The 17,999-nt window shown below is 55.7% G+C and carries 16 protein-coding genes; 9 read left to right on the forward strand and 7 right to left on the reverse strand.

Features of this window, described 5'->3' with window-relative positions:
• The first annotated feature begins 152 nt into the window (after positions 1-152).
• Together DEU53_RS13730 and DEU53_RS13735 are read left to right on the forward strand one after the other, a co-directional pair.
• Positions 153-1,298, forward strand: coding sequence for a serine hydrolase (locus DEU53_RS13730; RefSeq protein WP_233501789.1), 1,146 nt, complete (start codon positions 153-155; stop codon positions 1,296-1,298).
• A gap of 156 nt (positions 1,299-1,454) precedes the next feature.
• Entirely contained in the window at positions 1,455-1,967 is a 513-nt protein-coding gene (locus DEU53_RS13735; RefSeq protein ID WP_101762204.1) for an RcnB family protein, read from the forward strand.
• On the opposite strand, the gene DEU53_RS13740 is transcribed toward DEU53_RS13735, so the two are convergent.
• A complete protein-coding gene (locus tag DEU53_RS13740; RefSeq protein ID WP_110867470.1) occupies positions 1,964-3,412 on the reverse strand; it encodes a PLP-dependent aminotransferase family protein in 1,449 nt (482 codons plus the stop codon). The two genes, DEU53_RS13735 and DEU53_RS13740, sit on opposite strands and share 4 nt — an antisense overlap.
• A 107-nt stretch (positions 3,413-3,519) precedes the next feature.
• On the opposite strand from DEU53_RS13740, the gene DEU53_RS13745 reads away from it, so the two are divergent.
• The gene (locus DEU53_RS13745; RefSeq protein WP_110867471.1) at positions 3,520-4,233 is read left to right on the forward strand and encodes a GNAT family N-acetyltransferase; all 714 of its coding nucleotides are present in this window, start codon (positions 3,520-3,522) and stop codon (positions 4,231-4,233) included.
• Here the strand turns inward: DEU53_RS13745 and opgB are convergent.
• Both opgB and DEU53_RS13755 read right to left on the reverse strand, forming a co-directional pair.
• Complete coding sequence (opgB, locus tag DEU53_RS13750) at positions 4,230-6,521, reverse strand: phosphatidylglycerol--membrane-oligosaccharide glycerophosphotransferase (protein ID WP_110867472.1); 2,292 nt, start codon at positions 6,519-6,521, stop codon at positions 4,230-4,232. The two genes, DEU53_RS13745 and opgB, sit on opposite strands and share 4 nt — an antisense overlap.
• A gap of 213 nt (positions 6,522-6,734) precedes the next feature.
• Positions 6,735-7,124 carry a tautomerase family protein gene (locus tag DEU53_RS13755; protein WP_101762200.1) on the reverse strand — a complete coding sequence of 130 codons (390 nt, stop codon included), beginning with the start codon at positions 7,122-7,124 and terminating at the stop codon, positions 6,735-6,737.
• Between the two features lie 120 nt (positions 7,125-7,244).
• Here DEU53_RS13755 and DEU53_RS13760 point away from each other — a divergent pair, with 120 nt between their 5' ends.
• Entirely contained in the window at positions 7,245-8,168 is a 924-nt protein-coding gene (locus tag DEU53_RS13760) for a LysR family transcriptional regulator (protein ID WP_101762199.1), read from the forward strand.
• Here DEU53_RS13760 and DEU53_RS13765 read toward each other — a convergent pair.
• Positions 8,142-9,155, reverse strand: a complete 1,014-nt coding sequence (locus tag DEU53_RS13765; protein WP_101762198.1) for a glycosyltransferase family 32 protein — start codon at positions 9,153-9,155, stop codon at positions 8,142-8,144. The genes DEU53_RS13760 and DEU53_RS13765 overlap by 27 nt on opposite strands.
• Positions 9,156-9,568: 413 nt before the next feature.
• Here DEU53_RS13765 and DEU53_RS13770 point away from each other — a divergent pair, with 413 nt between their 5' ends.
• Positions 9,569-10,522, forward strand: a complete 954-nt coding sequence (locus tag DEU53_RS13770; protein WP_110867473.1) for a YncE family protein — start codon at positions 9,569-9,571, stop codon at positions 10,520-10,522.
• On the opposite strand, the gene DEU53_RS13775 is transcribed toward DEU53_RS13770, so the two are convergent.
• Entirely contained in the window at positions 10,519-11,073 is a 555-nt protein-coding gene (locus tag DEU53_RS13775) for a histidine phosphatase family protein (protein ID WP_110867474.1), read from the reverse strand. The genes DEU53_RS13770 and DEU53_RS13775 overlap by 4 nt on opposite strands.
• Before the next feature lie 584 nt (positions 11,074-11,657).
• Here DEU53_RS13775 and DEU53_RS13780 point away from each other — a divergent pair.
• The 4 genes from DEU53_RS13780 to DEU53_RS13795 all read left to right on the forward strand — a co-directional run bounded on the left by DEU53_RS13780 (position 11,658) and on the right by DEU53_RS13795 (position 16,590).
• Positions 11,658-13,040 carry an MFS transporter gene (locus DEU53_RS13780; RefSeq protein ID WP_101762195.1) on the forward strand — a complete coding sequence of 461 codons (1,383 nt, stop codon included), beginning with the start codon at positions 11,658-11,660 and terminating at the stop codon, positions 13,038-13,040.
• Positions 13,041-13,115: 75 nt separating this feature from the next.
• Complete coding sequence (locus tag DEU53_RS13785) at positions 13,116-14,138, forward strand: LacI family DNA-binding transcriptional regulator (RefSeq protein WP_110867475.1); 1,023 nt, start codon at positions 13,116-13,118, stop codon at positions 14,136-14,138.
• Between the two features lie 12 nt (positions 14,139-14,150).
• Positions 14,151-15,128, forward strand: a complete 978-nt coding sequence (locus DEU53_RS13790) for a nucleoside hydrolase (RefSeq protein WP_110867476.1) — start codon at positions 14,151-14,153, stop codon at positions 15,126-15,128.
• 241 nt (positions 15,129-15,369) lie between these two features.
• Positions 15,370-16,590: an MFS transporter gene (locus DEU53_RS13795; protein WP_101762192.1), complete on the forward strand. Its 1,221-nt coding sequence runs from the start codon at positions 15,370-15,372 to the stop codon at positions 16,588-16,590.
• On the opposite strand, the gene DEU53_RS13800 is transcribed toward DEU53_RS13795, so the two are convergent.
• Positions 16,587-17,051 carry a YbaK/EbsC family protein gene (locus tag DEU53_RS13800; protein WP_008107722.1) on the reverse strand — a complete coding sequence of 155 codons (465 nt, stop codon included), beginning with the start codon at positions 17,049-17,051 and terminating at the stop codon, positions 16,587-16,589. The genes DEU53_RS13795 and DEU53_RS13800 overlap by 4 nt on opposite strands.
• Before the next feature lie 95 nt (positions 17,052-17,146).
• Positions 17,147-17,941: a siderophore-iron reductase FhuF gene (gene fhuF / locus DEU53_RS13805; protein ID WP_110867477.1), complete on the reverse strand. Its 795-nt coding sequence runs from the start codon at positions 17,939-17,941 to the stop codon at positions 17,147-17,149.
• Between the last annotated feature and the right edge of the window lie 58 nt (positions 17,942-17,999).

Raw genomic sequence — 17,999 nt, forward strand, 5'->3', positions numbered from 1 at the left:
GCTGACTTTCTTCTGTGCTATATTTCGCCACCAACACCCGTCGCACCCTTTATAAAACATAAAAATTCGCTCAATCCATTGCCATGATTACCTTCGCCAGGAATAAACGGGTGCTGTGCCATCGTTTAACAATATGCATCATTGTGCTGGGCATGAGCGTATTGCTCAGCGCCTGCGGCACCTTGTCGCAAACCTCCGCGCCCGTCAGCGATAAAGTCTATCTTTCACACGCGACTTTTAATGAAAACGTCGATGACATCGTGCGCCATTACATGCAGCAAAAGCAGGTTTCTGGCATCAGCATCGCCATTATCCATCAACGCAGCCAGCCTGAATTTTACAGTTTTGGTGTCACCGATGCGCTGCACCGTTATCCCATTACGCCAGACACTTTATTTGCGCTCGGCTCGCTGAGTAAAGGCATCACCGCGGAGGTGATTATTGAGCTGGTGGATCGCGGTGAACTGCACTGGAACGACACCTTAGCGACGCTTTTGCCGCCCAACGTGCCGCTCAGCGCCGATGCCAAACGCATCACGCTGTTGCAGCTGGTGACGCACACCTCGGGCTTGCCGCGTCAGGATATGGATTTGCCGATGTTCATGAAATTTATGCGCTATCTGCGTAGCGGCGAGAACTTTTATGGCAACCTCGACAGCGACGCCGTGCTGGATTATCTGGCCGACTTTGACGCGCCCGCGCATCCTGGCGCACGCTATTCCAATCTCGGCTATGCGCTGTTGGGCTACACCCTTAAATATCGCTTCCATCAGGACATCGAAACGCTGGCGCAGCGTAATCTGTTCCAGCCGCTGGGCATGACCAGCAGCAGCTTCAAGCCGCAGAGCCTGCGCGGCTATCCGTGGCGTGCGCTCGGTCATGCCGGCGATCAGCCTAAGCTGATTCCTCGCGGGCAAATCACGCCGGACTGGGCGTTTAAAAACAATATGGTGGCGGCCGCCAGCCTCTACAGCAACGCGCGCGATTTGATTCGCTATCTGGATGCGCACCTGCATGACGGCGCGGGCGCTTCGCTCAATGCGGCGTTTGCGCAGGTCAATCACGGCTACGAACAGCACGGCAATCAGTCACAAAATATCGCCTGGGTTACGGATACCTACGGCGATCAGCAGATTACCTATCAGGTTGGCTATATCGGCGGTTACTCCAGCTTTATTGGCTTTGATAAACAGAACGGCAATGCGATTGTGGTGCTGCAGAACGCGTTTAACTGGAGTAACTATCTGGGCATCGCGTTATTGAGGGATCTGGCAAATAAAGCGCACGACAAAAACTAACATGGTTGCTTGCAATTTTACTGCGCCAAAAAGCGCCTGAGCTGAGGTATGCTGAGCAGCGAAATTTGACGCGCTAAGCGCGCCGGGGGAACCTTCTGCGTGCTTAACGTGTCAGTTAAATGGACAGTTAATAATTAACCAGAGTGGAAATCACCCATGCGCAGGACACACGTCAATCTTCTTTCTGCAGGAATTTTTCTGGGCGCTTTAAGCCTTGCTCCGGCCGCGCTGGCGGAAGGCGAGCAAACAGACGCCGTACCCATGCCGCCACAGGTGCAGCAAACCGCACCCGACGCGCAAACCCAGGCACCCGCCGCTGATGCACCCGCTCAGGCGCCGGCCGCCGATGCGCCTGTCAGCAATGAACCGGCTGAATCCAGCGGCGATGTCGCGCCGATTCGTCCACCGCAAAGCGGCAATGCGGCTGCGCCAAACAACTATGATCTGAACACCATCATCATCGACTACAAAGAGTACAAAGTGGGCGATGTGGTGCCAGATGAGTACCGTAAAAAACAGTACACCATTGTTGAGTGGAAGCCACGCCATCTGCCAGCGCCGCAGCCAGGCACGCACTGGGCGTACATCAATGCCAACTACATCCTGATCACCGATGACACCGGTAAGATCGTGATGGGCAAATCAGGCGAAATCTTCTTCCGCGGTTAATTCCTGCGCAGCAGAAGCGCTAACTGCGCGACGCCCGCCGTAATCTGGCTGGTGCTGGTGTTACCGTAACCCAGCACCAGCCCTTGTTGCTTCTGCTCACCGAGATAAAATCCCGACAGCGCGCCCGGCGCGTAGCCACTCTGGATCAGCCGATCCACCAATGCCATATCGTTTTGATCCGCTGCCAGTGATAACACCAGATGCATGCCGCATTCGCCGCCCAGCAACGGAACCTGTGCGCCAAACGTTTGCTGTAATGCCTGTCGCAACGTCGCTTGCCGTTGGCGGTACAGACGGCGCATTTTGCTCAAATGACGGCTAAAATCACCGCTGCGTAAAAACAGCGCCAGCGCCTGCTGCTCAGGACGATTCCCGCCGCGCAGCAGTTCATGCAGCGCAGGGCGCAGCGGCGCGACCAACTGCGGCGGCAACACCATAAACCCGAGGCGTAGCGCCGGAAACAGCGTTTTGCTGAACGAGCCGACGTAGATCACCGGCGTTGGCTGCGTCATGCCTTGCATGGCGGCGATTGGCTCGCCGCTGTAACGAAAATCGCTGTCGTAATCATCTTCGATAATCCACGTTTGCTGTTGCCGCGCGGCCGCCAGCAGCGCCAGACGACGCGGTGCGCTCATGATTGCGCCGGTGGGATATTGGTGCGTTGGCGTGGTGTAAATCAGGCGCGGCGGACGCTGCTGCCAGTCCTGCGGCTGCGGCGCCAGACCTTGTGCATCGACCGCTATCGGTTCAATACGCATATCTCCCAGCCGCATCGCCGCTTTGGCACCGCGATATCCCGGCTCCTCCACCCAACCGATGTCGCCAGGGCTGCTGAGCAGCGCCACGCACAGCGTTAATGCCTGCTGCGCGCCTTCGGTAATTACGATTTGTTCGGGCGTACAGCGCACGCCGCGCGCTAATGCGAGATGCTGCGCCAGCGCTGCGCGTAGCGTGCGTTCGCCGAGCGGATCGCCATAGCCCAGCAGTTGCTGCGGCTGATGCAGCATCACGCGGTTCAGCGCCCGTCGCCACTGAGCCAGCGGGAAATGTGCCAACGAAGGAACGCCGGGCCGCAGCGCCATCTCCTGACTCAATGTGCGATGGCTGGATCGCAACTGAGCGATGCGCGGTGACAAGACAATTTCGCTGCTGGCGGCCGGCTGAGTTTCCTGCGGTAGCTGAGCCATATTGCTGATGCGACTGCCCTGGCGATCGCTCAGCAAAAATCCTTCAGCCTGCAGTTGCGCCCAGACGGCGATCACCGTATTGCGTGAAACCGCGAGATCCAGCGCCAGCTGGCGTGTTGCGGGCAAACGCGTACCGGCAGCGAGTTTGCCGGTCAGAATCGCCTGCTTGATACGCTGGAACAGCTGCTGTTGCAGCGTCAGCTCGCCGTTGGTCTCTAGTGGGGCCAACAATAATCGGTGCAGTGCAATATCACTCATTTACGCGGTTCCGTGGATCCATCAATTTCAACCATTGTGGCGCTTTTTAACACACCAGCAAAGTGGCACTCTGCGATTCTGGCCCTGATTGATAAAGGAATTAAGCTATGTCGCAACACACGAATGATTACGGACAACCGGTAGGATTTCCGCTGCCAGATTGGCAACCCCGCGCCTGGCCGAGCTATGAAACCTTCACCGGTGACTATTGCCGCCTTGAACCGCTGAGTGCCGAGCGTCATGGCCGCGAACTCTATGCTGCCTATGCGCTGGCTGAAGATGGCCGTGACTGGACCTATATGTTCGCCGAACCTTTTGCCGATGAAGCGGCCTATATTGCCTATGCGCGTCAGCTGGAAAACGGACGTGATCCGATGCATTTCGCGGTGATCGATCCCGTTAGCAACCGCGCGGTCGGTAGCCTGGCGTTAATGCGCATCGATGCGACAAACGGATCGGTGGAGATCGGTCACGTCGCCTTCTCGCCGTTGCTCAAACAAACGCGCATGGCCACTGAAGCGCACTATCTGCTGATGCGCTACGCCTTTGAGCAACTGGGCTACCGGCGCTATGAGTGGAAGTGCGACAGCTGCAACCAGCCATCACGAAACGCGGCACAGCGTTTAGGGTTTCAGTTCGAAGGGACTTTCCGTCAGGCGATTGTCTATAAAGGCCGCAGCCGGGATACCTGCTGGTTCTCGATTATTGATAGCGATTGGCCGCAGGTGAAACAGGGCTTCGAACGCTGGCTGGCGGCAGAGAACTTTACGGCGGAGGGGACGCAACGCGAAAAGCTGGAGGCGCTGCGCACCCTACGTTAGTTTTGCGGAATTATTTTTATATCCACCATGCCGATCCCCAGTTTGCGGGGATCCTGGCCGATAATATTGCCGACATTTGACTCCTGCGGCTCCGGCGGCGCAATGATCAAATTGCGGCTGCCGGTTGGATTGGTGAAATGCAGCGTGGTGGTGGAGAAATCTTCACCTAAATTCAGTTGCTGCTCTTCATCGCCAACGCGCACCGGAATCGGACGGTGCGCATTCGGACCGAACGCCCGCGCGGTGATCACCACATCAAAGCGTTCCGGCAGCGGATCGGTGTACTCAATATTCACTTCCGGCGCCAGATTGGCATTTGACCAGCGTCCCCACTCTTCCGGGCGAGAGATCCCTTTAAAACTTTTGACGCTGGTTGGCGCGCCGGGCACTGACAACAGGAAGCTGTCCGCGTTGTAGCGAATCGCGTTGTCTTCAATCCGAATCTGCTGCTCGTTGAGCTGGAAGGTTGCCGCACTCACTTCGGCTTTGGGGAAGCTGACTTTCGCTTTCCACTGCGGTTTATCAATGCGGGTAACGCTCGGTTTGGCGCCCATCTGTCCCATCGAAACACACAAATCGTTCGACAGAGCTAAATCTGGCTGCCACAGGCGCGCCATTTTAAAGCAGCGATCGACCCAAACAAATTTGTCGTCGGCAGCAAATTTAGCCAGCTGATAACGCAGTGGCTCCGCGTATTCGCCTTCGGGCAGCGGTTCAACATGCTTATCGGAGACGCGGAACAGAATCGGCAATTTGAAGGTTGCGCCGGAGAAGGTGAAGGTGTTTTTTTGTTGATCGACGGTAAAGCTGTCCATCTTACTGGGGAAATTCCACAGTTGAATGATATCCGCTTTCCACGCCGTGACGCGCTTCGCCATGTCTTCAAACTCGGTTGACAGCGAGGTGGAAGAGAGGCCGCTGCGACCAAGTCCAATCGCGTTATCCCCGCCGAGAATATCCAGCACCGTGGCGCCGTTATCCAGCGTACTGCGTTTGGCGTCGAGCACTTCCACCTGTGGCTGATCGCCACGAATCACCATAAACAGGTCACGGCGCGGCTGCTTGATCAGGTATTGATGCGCGGTGTTATTCATTGCCAGATGATCGGAGGTCACCACGATGATGGTGTTTTTAAACCACGGCGACGCTTTGATGCGTTCAATCAGACGCGCCACATGCTCCTGCGAGCAGGCGACCGCGCTAAAGGATTGGTTTGGTTTGCCATCATAGCTGTAGCTTTTGCGCTGGCAGCTGCGCGAGATAAAACCATCCGGGTGATGGGTGTCGACGGTAAGGGTGAACAATGCGAAGCGTTTTTGCGCGCGCGACAGCTCTTCGTATTTCTCAAACACCTCGTCCATCACCGTGTCATCGTAGTAGCCCCAGTTATTACGATAGCCGGGATCGGCGACGCGACTTTTCAGCTCCTGCGAGCCATACATATTGGCCGCATCAAAGCCATGTGACAGCAGAAAAGTGTCTTTACCGGCGAAGCGTAAATCGGCGCCCTGAATAAACCAGTTCTCATAGCCAGAGTTTTTCAGGATGTCGCCCAGACAAATATTCTGCGGATAGAAGCTGGAGAGCGAGGCCGAGGCGTTGCCATCAAAAGGCGCAAACAGCGGGATGCCGCACTGTGAAGCCACCATGCCCGCGATGGTGTAATCAGTGCCAGGCAATTGTTCGGTTTGGCTGAAATCGATGCTGTTATCTTTTTCGCGGCTGAGTTCCGGGGCCAGACCGGGAAATGCCTGCTGATCGAAGTAGGTGCGTTCAAGACTTTCGCCATAAATGTAGACCAGGTTGAGCTTTGGCTCGGCGATCACCTTATTAGGCGTTTTGTAATAGGTTTCGAAGTCCGAATCGGCGAGGCGCGAATGTGAGGCGATCAGCTCTTTCACCTGGCGGAACGCAGGCGTGGTTTGTACCGAACCCGCAGCACAGGCAATCGCCAGCAAACTCCAGCCGAGGTGATGCGGCCGCTTACGGCGGCGCAGTAACCATGAAAGCAGGCAAAATAGCGAGAACAGCGCGATGATCAGTCCGATGGCGGGCACCACATATTTGCTCACGCCCGCGCCGGTCAGGCTGTTGGTCAGGGTATACAGCACCGCGTCGTTAATGCCATCGCCGGTAAAATAGTTGCTGGCGACCAACGTGACGTTAAGCACGATAAACAGCGTGAGCAGCAGCAGGATCAGACTAAACCAAAATTTATTTCGCCCGGCTTTGAAGGAGTAGACTGCAATCGCAGCCAAAAAGAGTACAACCGAAACCAATTCGGACAACGTCAGATCCTCATTTTGAATGAATACGCAATCCTTGCGCCAACGACCCTCTGCGGGGATTTTGCGACAATCTATATTGGGTGTCACATGGCTGCAACACATCCAACCAGATTTGTGCGATGCATTCCGATTCGTTTAAGGCGGGTTCAGGCTGACTGTGGTTTAGCCTGGCAGCAACGGACGGGCTGCTGCCAGTGAGGGCAGAGAAGGGAATCAGAGTTTTCCAGTGAGGTATTGCGCTTCGCCGTCGGCAAAGCTCCAGTCGCCTTTACTGTTGGTGATAAAACTAATCATCAAATCCGTGCCCTGTACGCCACAATTTTCCAGCAGCTCGCGTGCTAACTCTGCCATAAACAGGCACTTCTGTTCTTCACTTCTCGGGCTGGTATATACGCGCACCATGACCAGATTGTCGGTTCGCGCAAAGCCTAAGCCGGTATCCTGAAAGACCATCTGATAACCTTTGTTTTCGTGAACAATCTGATAACGATCACGCGCCGGGACTTTGAAGGCGGTTAAGACCGCACGGTGTGCGGCATCCAGCAATGTGCGGATTTCTGATTCTGAACGGCCCTGAATAACGTCGAATGTCAGTAACGGCATAAATAAAACCTCGTTTTTGCTCACATGAAAAGAGTAGGATGTGGCGCTATGCTGCCGCTTGCTGCCGGAAAGAAAAAGCGCGCTGGTTGAATTGATTATTTATTATTTTGAACAATCGATATGAAAGAAATTAAAACCGATAGCCTTTGGGTCCATTTGCACTGGTTAACCGTGCTGGCTGAGCTCGGCAGTTTTACGCGCGCGGCGGAACGATTAGACGTCAGTAAAGCGGCGATGAGTCAGAAGATTAAAGAGCTGGAAAAGATGGCGGGCGTGGCGTTGGTGCAGCGCACTACGCGCAGCGTGCGACTGACTTCCGCCGGTGAAAAGCTGGTGGATGAGCTGCGCGATCCCTTCGCGCGTATCGCGCAGAGCTTTTTCAGCGTGCGCGATGAAGCCGGTCCGGTGCGTGGCATGGTGCGCGTCACAGCGCCGGTGGCGTTTGCGCGTCAGCAGTTGGTGCCAATCATTGGCGATTTCCTGCGTGACTATCCGCAGGTGCGCTTGCAGCTGGATGTCACCGATCGTCTGGTGTCGCTCGGCAGTGAAGGCTTTGATCTGGCGATTCGCCACAGTGATAGCCTGCCGGAAACCCATGTTGCGCTGCCGCTGTGTGAAACCCGCGCGCTGCTGGTGGCGTCGCCGGCATATCTGGCGCAAAACGGCCTGCCGGATTCACCGCAGGCGTTGCAGCAGCATAATTGTCTTTATTATCCGCGCGGACTCGAGTCGCCGCAGTGGCGCTTTCGATTAGCGGACGGCGGCAGCGAAACCGTGCAGGTGAAGATTCAGGGCAACTTTGCCACCAACAACAGCGAGTCGATCCGCGATGCCGCATTGCAGGGTTTGGGCATTGCGATGCTGCCGGATTTCAGTGCCAGCGCGGCACTCGCCAGCGGCACGCTGCAGCAGGTGCTGCCGCAGTGGCAAGCGGTGGATGCGTTCGCCGACCGGTTGTGGGTGGTGCGCCCGTATGCCGCACAGGTACCACGGGCGGTAACCACCTTAATTCACTGGTTACGCGCGCGCTTTGTTGATGGGTGATGCCAGCGCGATCGGCGCAGGCGTTTGCATCATCTGACCCAACAAACTGCCGCGGTTGTAGTTGCCGAGCCGCAGGTTGAAGTCGAGATGCAACTGCTCATTGCCGCTGAGTTTAATCACCGGTGGCGGCGTGAGTGGACGCTGGTGAAACAGCACCGCGTGGGCAAACGCCTCGCTTTTCCAGCCGCTTAAACGCTGATAGTAATAAGCGTTCGCCTCGCATTTACGCAGATAGAGATTCACCCGGCGATGTTCACGCATGGCGATCTGCTGCGCCAGAGAACCTAATTGCTGCTGCGGCTGCGCAATTTTCTGCGTCAGCAGGGAATAATCATCGCGCTTGGTCAATTCACTGAAGTAATTCTGTTCGCCGAGATGTTTGATCGGTGCGTAATGTTTTTGCCACTCGCGGATAAAGGGATTATTGGCGGTTGCCGCCAGGAACCAGCTCTCAATCACCGGCGCGAGATAGTTGACGGTGGCGTTTTCGTGATAATAACCAATCACATCCATGCGACGTTCCTGATGCGCGCGATGTACCCAGGAGAGATCTTCAAATAATAAAGTGCTGCAATCAATGGCAATGCCGCCATAACGCAACAGTAATTCCAGACGAATCACTTCGCTGCGTTGTTGGGCGGTTAATTGGGTCGAGGTAAAGATAAAATCCGGTAAAACTTCTTTTATCGTTAAACGATTTAATAAATGAATTTCATGATCGGGATTATCCTGACGAATCTTTTTAATATTTAACGCCATTGATTTCGGTAAATATTCATTATCCCAATACATCCAGACTTTCTTTGGAATCTCTGGCAGATCTTTTTCGCCAGAAAGTAACACGATATTGTCCTCCTGGCTGGGATCGTATTCCGGCGCACAGAGCGCATTATGCTGTTTTTTCTGCAGGAAAGTCTGGCTGGTAAAAGCGAGTCTTTTCCAGTTATGCCAGAGGGTTAACGCTGGCTGAAGGCGTTTTTTATTCATGATGCACCTGATTATTGTGATTATGGTGGCAAGGCGTCCCTGATCGCGGCGCTGAGCGCTCTTGATTGTCCTTTAGGCTGTGTGTAAAAAGTACTCTCCTATGCTTAATAAAACATTCTGTGCGGCGCGGCTATCACTTTTTGATCCTTTCAGATAAACCGGAAAATCAAGGATCCGTTAAGCTTTAAATTAACGATAAATAACCGCGTGGATTGTTGATTATTCTATTTTATCTCATTGAGACTATTCCTAATAAAATAACAATTGCGTGGCGTAAGTCGCGGGGCGGATTAAAAATTGCGTGTGAGATCACGTGTTAACCTCGCTGCATTTTTCGCTGGCCTGCCGCGAAAATCCCCTCCTGATTGCGGGTTGGCTACGCTTAAAGGAGGTGACGAACAAAAGGAGACACTATGCAGCGACACCACCGTGGATTACTGGCGGTCGATAAGCAGGGCAATCGCGTGCTGTTTCTCAATCCCGAAACCTTTGCCGTTGAACAAGAGTTAAATACCTTTCCGCCGCGTCCACACGAGCTTCTGATGCTGCCGCAGCTGGAGAAAGCTTACGTGCCGATCTACGGCGACGGCATTCACGGCGACAATCCGCATCCCGGCCACAAAGTGGCGATCATCGATCTGCGCCTGCGGCAGATCAGTGGTTTTATCGATCTGTCGCCGTTAAAAGCACCGCACAGCGGCCAGCTGGGACGAGACGGTAAAGTTTATCTCTGCTGTGAAAACAGCGCGGTGGTGGCGGTGATTGATCCCGTTAGCGATAGCGTGGAGAAAACCATTCAGCTGCCTTCGCACAATGCGCACCGACTCACTTTGTCGCCCAGCGGTCGCAAGTTGTTCACCGAGAATGAAGAGGACGCCAGCATTACCGTGGTGGATCTGTGTGAGGCGGAAGGGCGGATTATTGACAATATTCTGATGCCCGGCTCGATTTCCGGCATCGCCGCCTCGCCGAAACATCCTTATCTGGTGGCGAGCGCCGCCGATGCGCCGCTGCTGTATGTGGTGGATCGGCAAAGCCATCGTATCCGCCAGCGCCTGACGTTGCCGGGCCACCAGCAACCGTGTCAGGTGGTGCGCTTCAGTGCCAACGGCGAGCGGCTGGTGGCGATTGGCGATCAGGAGCCGGTGGTGACGCTGTTTGACGAGCTGCTCAATCCGCTCGGCGATATTCATGTCGGCAACAAGCCGATGGATGGCTGCTTCAGTGAGGATAATCACAGCTTGCTGATTGCTAATGAGGGCGACGGTTCGCTCAGCCTGATTGATCTGCAGCAGATGAAAGTGATTGCCACGCCGCAGGCCGGTACCGGTTGTGAAGTGCTGAGTTACTTTCAGCTCAAACCTTAAATAAACGGGCGATGATAAATCGCACTGCTCCAGTGGCGGCTGCTGGCATGTTTTTCGGCTTGCCAGCCGCGCTTGCGTAACTCGCGTGCAATCAGCTTATTCATGATGCCGTGCCCAACCAATAACACCGTGCCTTGCTGCGACAGCACCACCAGTTTATCCGCCGCCAGACGGGCACGTTCACGCGCATGCTGCACCGATTCGACATGGCCGGCATAGCCGCACAGCCACAACAAGCGCAATAGCGCCAGCCAGACGTTGAGCGGCAGATGTAAACGCTCAAACGGCAACGTCGGTATCGCCACTTCGCTAAAAACCTCATCCACCGCGTGCGGCTGCAAGCCCAGCCGCGTTAACGACGAGCGGGCGCGCGGCAGCGGGCTGGTGGCGATCACACTCGCCAGGCGCGCAATAGTCTGACTGCGCGGCGGCGGGGAGTCGCAAATATCAGCCTGATCGTAACCTTCACACCAGTCGGCCAGCGCCCGAGCCGTGAAGCGCCCCGTGACCGGATGATTGGGTTTACCGTGTCGCATAAGAATAATGGTCATAGCGCTCCTGAGTGATCTTTCTCCAGTGTAATGCAGACGCTGAGTCAGTCGCGCACCGGTAACGGCATTTAAGAATATTGCGGGTGTGTCATTAAACTTTAACTGAACTGTGCGAAAACCAGCGCGATGAAGATGCAGTATGCGCCGTTAAATGGTAAGCAATAATCGTTAATTACGTTGTAATCAGACATTTCTTGCATACGCGCATTAGATGTAATGTCATGAATTAACGCCTCTTTTATCTTGTGCTCATGAGTTATAGTGAAGTTTATCTAATAAATTTCACTATTTTTGCTTGATTTATCTACGCGCGTAGATAGACTATGCCCATAGTGATAACTCACGGTGCCAGAGACGAAGTTGGCCTTGAGATGACCCAGTTACATTTGCCTTACTAATGCGATCGATGAAAATTACATCGGCGGGAACAGGCGAAGAAGCGGATTCCAACACCAGGGAATTCATTACTGATTTTTCATCCAGGTTTGCCTACTGAACGTCGCCACCGGGGAGTTCCGCTTGTTGCAAGGGAACTGACCCACGGAAGGGCGTTTGCTGTTTTTACCTCATTCAGGGATTGGGTTATGACGGTTTCGCAACAAAGCTCACTGACATCCTCCTCAGCTGCCGACGCGCGGCTTGAAACATCATCCGGCCGCAAAGATTTCTGGCGCGCCACCTTCTCGTGCTGGCTCGGCACCGCGATGGAATATGCAGATTTTGCGCTGTATGGCCTCGCTGCCGGCATTATCTTTGGTGATGTCTTCTTCCCCGAAGCCACCCCGACTATCGCCTTGCTCTCGAGTTTTGCCACCTGGTCGGTTGGCTTTATTGCCCGCCCGATTGGTGCCTTGCTTTTCGGCTGGATCGGCGATCGTAAAGGCCGCAAAACGGTGATGATCTCGACCATCATTCTGATGGGCGCCTCCACAACATTAATCGGTTTGATTCCCTCCTATGCCAGCATTGGCGTTTGGGCACCGGCGTGTCTGGTGCTGCTGCGCTTTACCCAGGGTTTGGGGGCGGGCGCAGAGTTGTCCGGCGGCACAGTGATGCTGGGCGAATACGCGCCGGTTGAGCGTCGCGGTTTGGTCTCGTCGGTGATTGCGCTGGGCTCAAACAGCGGTACGCTGATCGCCTCGCTGGTTTGGCTGGCGGTGATCCAGATGGACAAAGAGAGCTTACTGGCGTGGGGCTGGCGTATTCCGTTCCTCAGCAGCGTGTTGATTGCGGTGGTGGCGTTGTGGATTCGTCGTCATCTACGAGAAACGCCAGTGTTTGAACGCCAGCAGGCGGAATTGCAGGCCGAACGAAACGCCACGCTGGCGCAGGCGAAAGCAGAAGTGGATACGCGCAGTTTCTGGCGTCGCACCCGCGCCTTCTGGACCATGGTGGGTTTACGCATCGGCGAAAACGGCCCTTCTTATCTGGCGCAGGGCTTTATCGTCGGTTACGTCGCCAAAGTGCTAATGATCGATAAGTCGGTGCCCACCACCGCGGTGTTCATCGCCTCGTTACTTGGCTTCGTGATTATTCCGTTTGCCGGTTGGCTGTCGGATCGCTTCGGTCGCCGTATAACCTATCGTTGCTTCTGCTTATTGCTGATGTTCTACGCCTGGCCCGCCTTTAGCCTGATGGACAGCCGCGACCCGACGATTGTCATCGCGGTGATTGTGGTCGGCATGGCGCTGGCATCGCTGGGTATTTTCGGCGTGCAGGCAGCGTGGGGCGTCGAGATGTTTGGCGTGAAGCGTCGTTACACCAAGATGGCGGTAGCGAAAGAGCTAGGGTCTATCCTTTCAGGAGGCACCGCACCATTAGTGGCGGCGGCGCTGCTGTCGTTTACCGGACACTGGTGGCCGATCGCGGTTTACTTCACGGCGATGGCCAGCATCGGTTTTCTCACCACTTTCGTGGCGCCGGAAACGCGCGGACGCGATCTCAATCTGCCGGAAGATGCCATCTGACCAGCAGGATCGCGTAAATCACAACCCCCATTGGCCGGATATTCCGGCCAATGGCATTTACGCAGGGGCAAAGGAATGGCGAAATCTCCAACCGGAAACGTAACGCGCACGGACGTGGCAAAAATCGCCGGCACCTCGGTGGCGGTGGTCAGTTACGTGATCAATAACGGCCCGCGTCCGGTGGCAGAAGCCACGCGTCAGCGCGTGCTGGAGGCGATCAAACAGACCGGCTATCGCCCCAACGCGGTAGCGCGCGCGCTGGCTTCGGGCAGCACTAAAACCTTTGGTTTAGTGGTGCCAAACATCGGCAATCCCTTTGTTGCCTCGATGGCGCACATGCTGTTGCAGGAGTCGATGAATCACGGCCACGTCATGCTGTTGGGGGATGCCGGCGACGATCGCAAACGCGAGCTGGAGATTATTCAGGGCCTGTTAAATCGTCAGGTTGATGGCCTGTTTTACAACAGCGTCGATCGCCATCCCTACATCGATGTGATTCAGGCCAGCGGTACGCCGCTGGTGATGCTGGATCGCATTGAGCCGCGTCCAGGCGTTGGCATGCTGCGCGTCAATGAGCGCGAAGCGGCGTGCCAGGTGACCGCGCATCTGCTCAGCCACGGTTATCAGCAGGTGGGCATGATCAGCGGTCCACTGGACATGCTTAACGCGCAGGACCGTATTCACGGCTGGCGCGATGCGCTGGCGCAGAAAGGGTTGCTGGCAGATGAGGCAATGATTTTCCCTGCCAGCTACACGCGGCAGGGCGGTTACGACGCCGCGCAGCGCATGGTGGCCAGCGGTCGTGTGCCGCGCGCGCTGTTTACCAGTAATGAAGGCCAGGCGATTGGCTGCATTCGTGCGCTGTCGGAGCATGGACTGCGCGTGCCGCAGGATGTCGCGCTGGTGTGTTTTAACGGTACCGATCAGTCGGCGTTTCATGTGCCGACGCTCACCACCGTACGTCAGCCGCTGCGCGATATGGCGCGCAGTGCGATTGCTATGCTCAAAAATTGGGATGGCGACGCGAAGCTGGCGGAATTTCCTCACCATTTAGAAATCGGTGAGTCCTGTGGCTGCGTGCTTACTCAACAAGAATAAAATTATAACACTATGAAAAGATTGATTATTGATTGTGATCCGGGAAACGGTATAGCGGGCGCCAACACCGACGATGGCCTCGCGCTGGCGTTAGCATTGGCCTCAAAGTCACTGTCGCTGGAACTGATTACCACTGTGACCGGCAACACGCCGAGCGCGGTGGGTGCGCAGGTTGCGAAAGATCTGCTGCAGCGGCTGGGACGCAACATTCCGGTGGTGCAGGGCGCGCTGCAGGCGCTGCGTGAAGATCCTGCGCCGTGGCGTGCGCGTCTTGACCACGTTGCTGATGAAAAGCTCGGTGAACTGTGGCGCGGCGTTCGTCAACCGCAGCGTATTCCGGCGGATGGACATGATGCGGCTGGCGTAATGGGCCAACTGATTTGTGACAATCCCGGCGAGTTTACGCTGGTAGCCATTGGCCCGTTGACCAACGTGGCGCTGGCACTGCAGCGTTATCCAGAGATGGCTGAATCGGTGGCAGAGATTGTGATTATGGGCGGTGTGTTCGCGCTGGATGATTACATCAAAGACACCAATTTTGGCCTCGATCCGGAAGCCGCGCATCAGGTGCTGCACAGCGGTGCTGCCATCACGCTGGTACCAATGGACGCCACCACGCAAACTCTGATGACGCAGCAGGATCTCACGCGACTGACCGCTAACGATCATCCGTTGCCGCAGTTTGTGCGCGAGACGTTGCGGCCGTGGATCGATTATTCGATCCGCACCCGTCATCTGCCAGGTTGCTGGATACACGATGCGCTGGTGGTGGCGTGGCTGCTGAATCAGCGTGTCGCCGACGGCGTGGATTATCATGTGGATATTGAGCTGCGACCTGGCGCCACGCGCGGCAAAAGCTGGCGTTATCGCACGCCGCTGCGGCTGGATATTGGCGTGCCACCGCAGACCGGCGCCTTGGTGCATGTGATTCAAACCGTTAATAATGCGCTGCTGCTTGAGATGATCGAAAAGGCATTTAATCAGTTATAAAATTGTTGACTGCACCTGCCGTAACGGCGCGATAAAACGCGCCGCTACAGGATATTGCCTCCATCAATGACACGTTTTTTTACACCGCGCATCACTCGCTGGCAATTCCCGCCACAGCCCGCCTTTCTGACATGCTATATACAAATAGTTAACAAATTAGTAACCCGTGAAATTATTCGCGCGGTAACTTCTACTATAAATCCGGCCAACGAACCGGAAGCTAATCAGACAGGATACCAACATGTTCAACTGGACTGCGACCCAGCGCAACGTGGCTTTTGCCAGTTTCGCGAGCTGGACGCTGGATGCGTTCGACTTCTTCATCTTAGTGTTTGTCCTCAGCGATCTTGCCCAGTATTTCCATACCAGCGTCTCCGATGTTTCTCTTGCCATCATGCTCACGCTCGCCGTGCGCCCGATCGGCGCGCTGTTGTTTGGTCGGCTGGCGGAGAAGTATGGCCGCCGACCGATTTTGATGCTCAATATCGTGATGTTCTCGGCGTTTGAGCTTCTGTCGGCGTGGTCGCCGACCTTCACGGCGTTCCTCGGTTTCCGCGTGATTTACGGCGTGGCGATGGGGGGGATTTGGGGCGTGGCGTCGTCGCTGGCGCTGGAAACCATTCCGGATCGCTCGCGCGGCTTGATGTCCGGCATCTTCCAGGCTGGTTATCCGTGCGGCTATCTGCTGGCGTCGGTGATTTTTGGTTTGTTCTTCGAAACGGTCGGCTGGCGCGGCATGTTCCTGATTGGCGCGTTGCCGATTCTGCTGCTGCCGTTTATCTACTTCAAAGTGCCGGAATCGCCCGTGTGGCTGGCGGCGCGCGAGCGGAAAGAGAGCAATGCGCTGCTGCCGATTATCCGCCAGCACTGGAAAATCTGTATCTATATGGTGCTGCTGATGGCCTGCTTTAACTTCTTCAGCCACGGTACGCAGGATCTCTATCCCACCTTCCTGAAAGTGCAGCATCAGTTTGATCCGCACACCGTCAGCATCATTGCCATCAGCTACAACATCGCGGCGATGCTGGGCGGCATTACCTTTGGTGCACTCTCCGAGCGCATTGGCCGCAAGCGCGCGATTATTCTGGCGTCATTCCTCGCGCTGCCGGTGTTGCCGCTGTGGGCCTTCTCCAGCGGTTCATGGATGATCGGTATCGGCGCGTTTCTGATGCAGTTTATGGTGCAGGGCGCGTGGGGCGTGGTGCCGACCTATCTTACCGAACTGGTGCCCGCCAATGCGCGCGCGGTGCTGCCGGGCTTTGTCTATCAGCTGGGGAATTTGATCGCCTCCGTGAATGCGACGCTGCAGTCGCGTATCGCCGAGGCGCACGGCGGCAATTATGGTTTGGGCATGGCGATTGTCGCCGGAACGGTGGCGGTGCTGATTTGCGTATTAGTGGCCTTTGGTCGCGAGACGCGCGGCATCGAAATCTCCGGTGCCGCCGCGCGCGAGTCGTCTTAAAGCGCCTCGCAGACGTCAACCCATTTCGCCGCGGTGAGTTCCGCCATGCGCTGCGGCGAAATGCGCACCGCGCTATGAATCGATCCGGCTGCGGGCAGCACTTCATCAAAGCTGCGCAGCGACACATCGCAATAGACGGTAAGCGGATTTTCCAGCCCGAACGGGCAAACGCCGCCGACCGGATGTCCGGTCCAGTTCACCACCTCATCCACGCTTAACATGCGCGCCTTGGCGCCGAGCGCAGCTTTCAGCTTGCGGTTGTCGAGACGCGCATCGCCGCGCGTAACGATCAGCACGATGGCATCTTTCACTTTCAGCGACAGGGTTTTGGCGATTTGCCCAGGCTGAACGCCATGAACGCGTGCGGCCAGCTCAACGGTGGCGGTGCTTTCCGGCATCTCGATGATGTCGATATCCGGTGCATGTTCGGCAAAGAAGTGCCGTACCGACTCCAGGCTCATTGTTATCTCCGGTAAAAACAGAGCCGAAAAAATGCCATAAGCCTGGAAAAGTGTAAACGGGAGAAAAGGAGAATCTGTAACAGAATGCGCGAGGGCTACACCGCTTTTAACGTGCAGTTACCGCAACGTTCTACATCGGGGATACGATAGCGCTGGCAGCAGCTGCGTCGTTCCATTTCGCCATTACGCGGGATCATGGTGCGATACAGCGGATTATCGCTGCCATCGAGCAGGGATTTGCTGAAAAATAGCGCCTGTTCCAGCTGCAAAATCGTCTCTTCTGGCAACTGGTTTTTCAATTCGCCAAGGAACCAGTAAAACGAAAAGCCCATGTTGTTCCAGATAAGCTTCGCATTGATATCACCGTGCTGCGTCATGCCGTTAACCGCCGGAATCAGGCATTGCTGAATCAGGCGATCGATACGCTGCTGGGCATTGAGGTAGCGCGCATCCTCATCTTCCTGCACATCCAGCCAGAATGCGCACGGATGGCCGTTTTCGTGAAACTCAACGTGAATCAGATGCGGCGAGCAGTTCAGCGCACGCGGTTCCTGCAATAACGCCATCATCAGCGGTGGCAGCAGCAGGCCAAAATACCACTGCGCCCACAGCGATTGCAGCGGCTTAGCTTCCTGCTGCGCATCAGGATGATCGCGATAGAGATAATCGCTGTAGCGCTGCGTCAGGCGGCGATAGTGAAGCGGATTGGACCATTCAGCCAGAGTTAACGTCCCGGCGGGTGCCGGCTGGCCAAGCTTGAGGTTATCCAGCATGTAGCTGCGTTGATCGCGCATCAGATCTTCCAGTGCGCTCGCTAAACTGCGATCGCTCTGCATAAAGATCAGTGGATGCTCGCTGAAGCGATGATCCTGACGCGTGATGATGGCCATGCCGGTCCTGAGTGATAACGGGAATCGAGAGACAAATGATAATCGTTCCCAGCATTTT

The sequence above is a fragment of the Pantoea sp. AG1095 genome, assembly GCF_003208415.1.
Lineage (GTDB): Bacteria > Pseudomonadota > Gammaproteobacteria > Enterobacterales > Enterobacteriaceae > Pantoea > Pantoea leporis.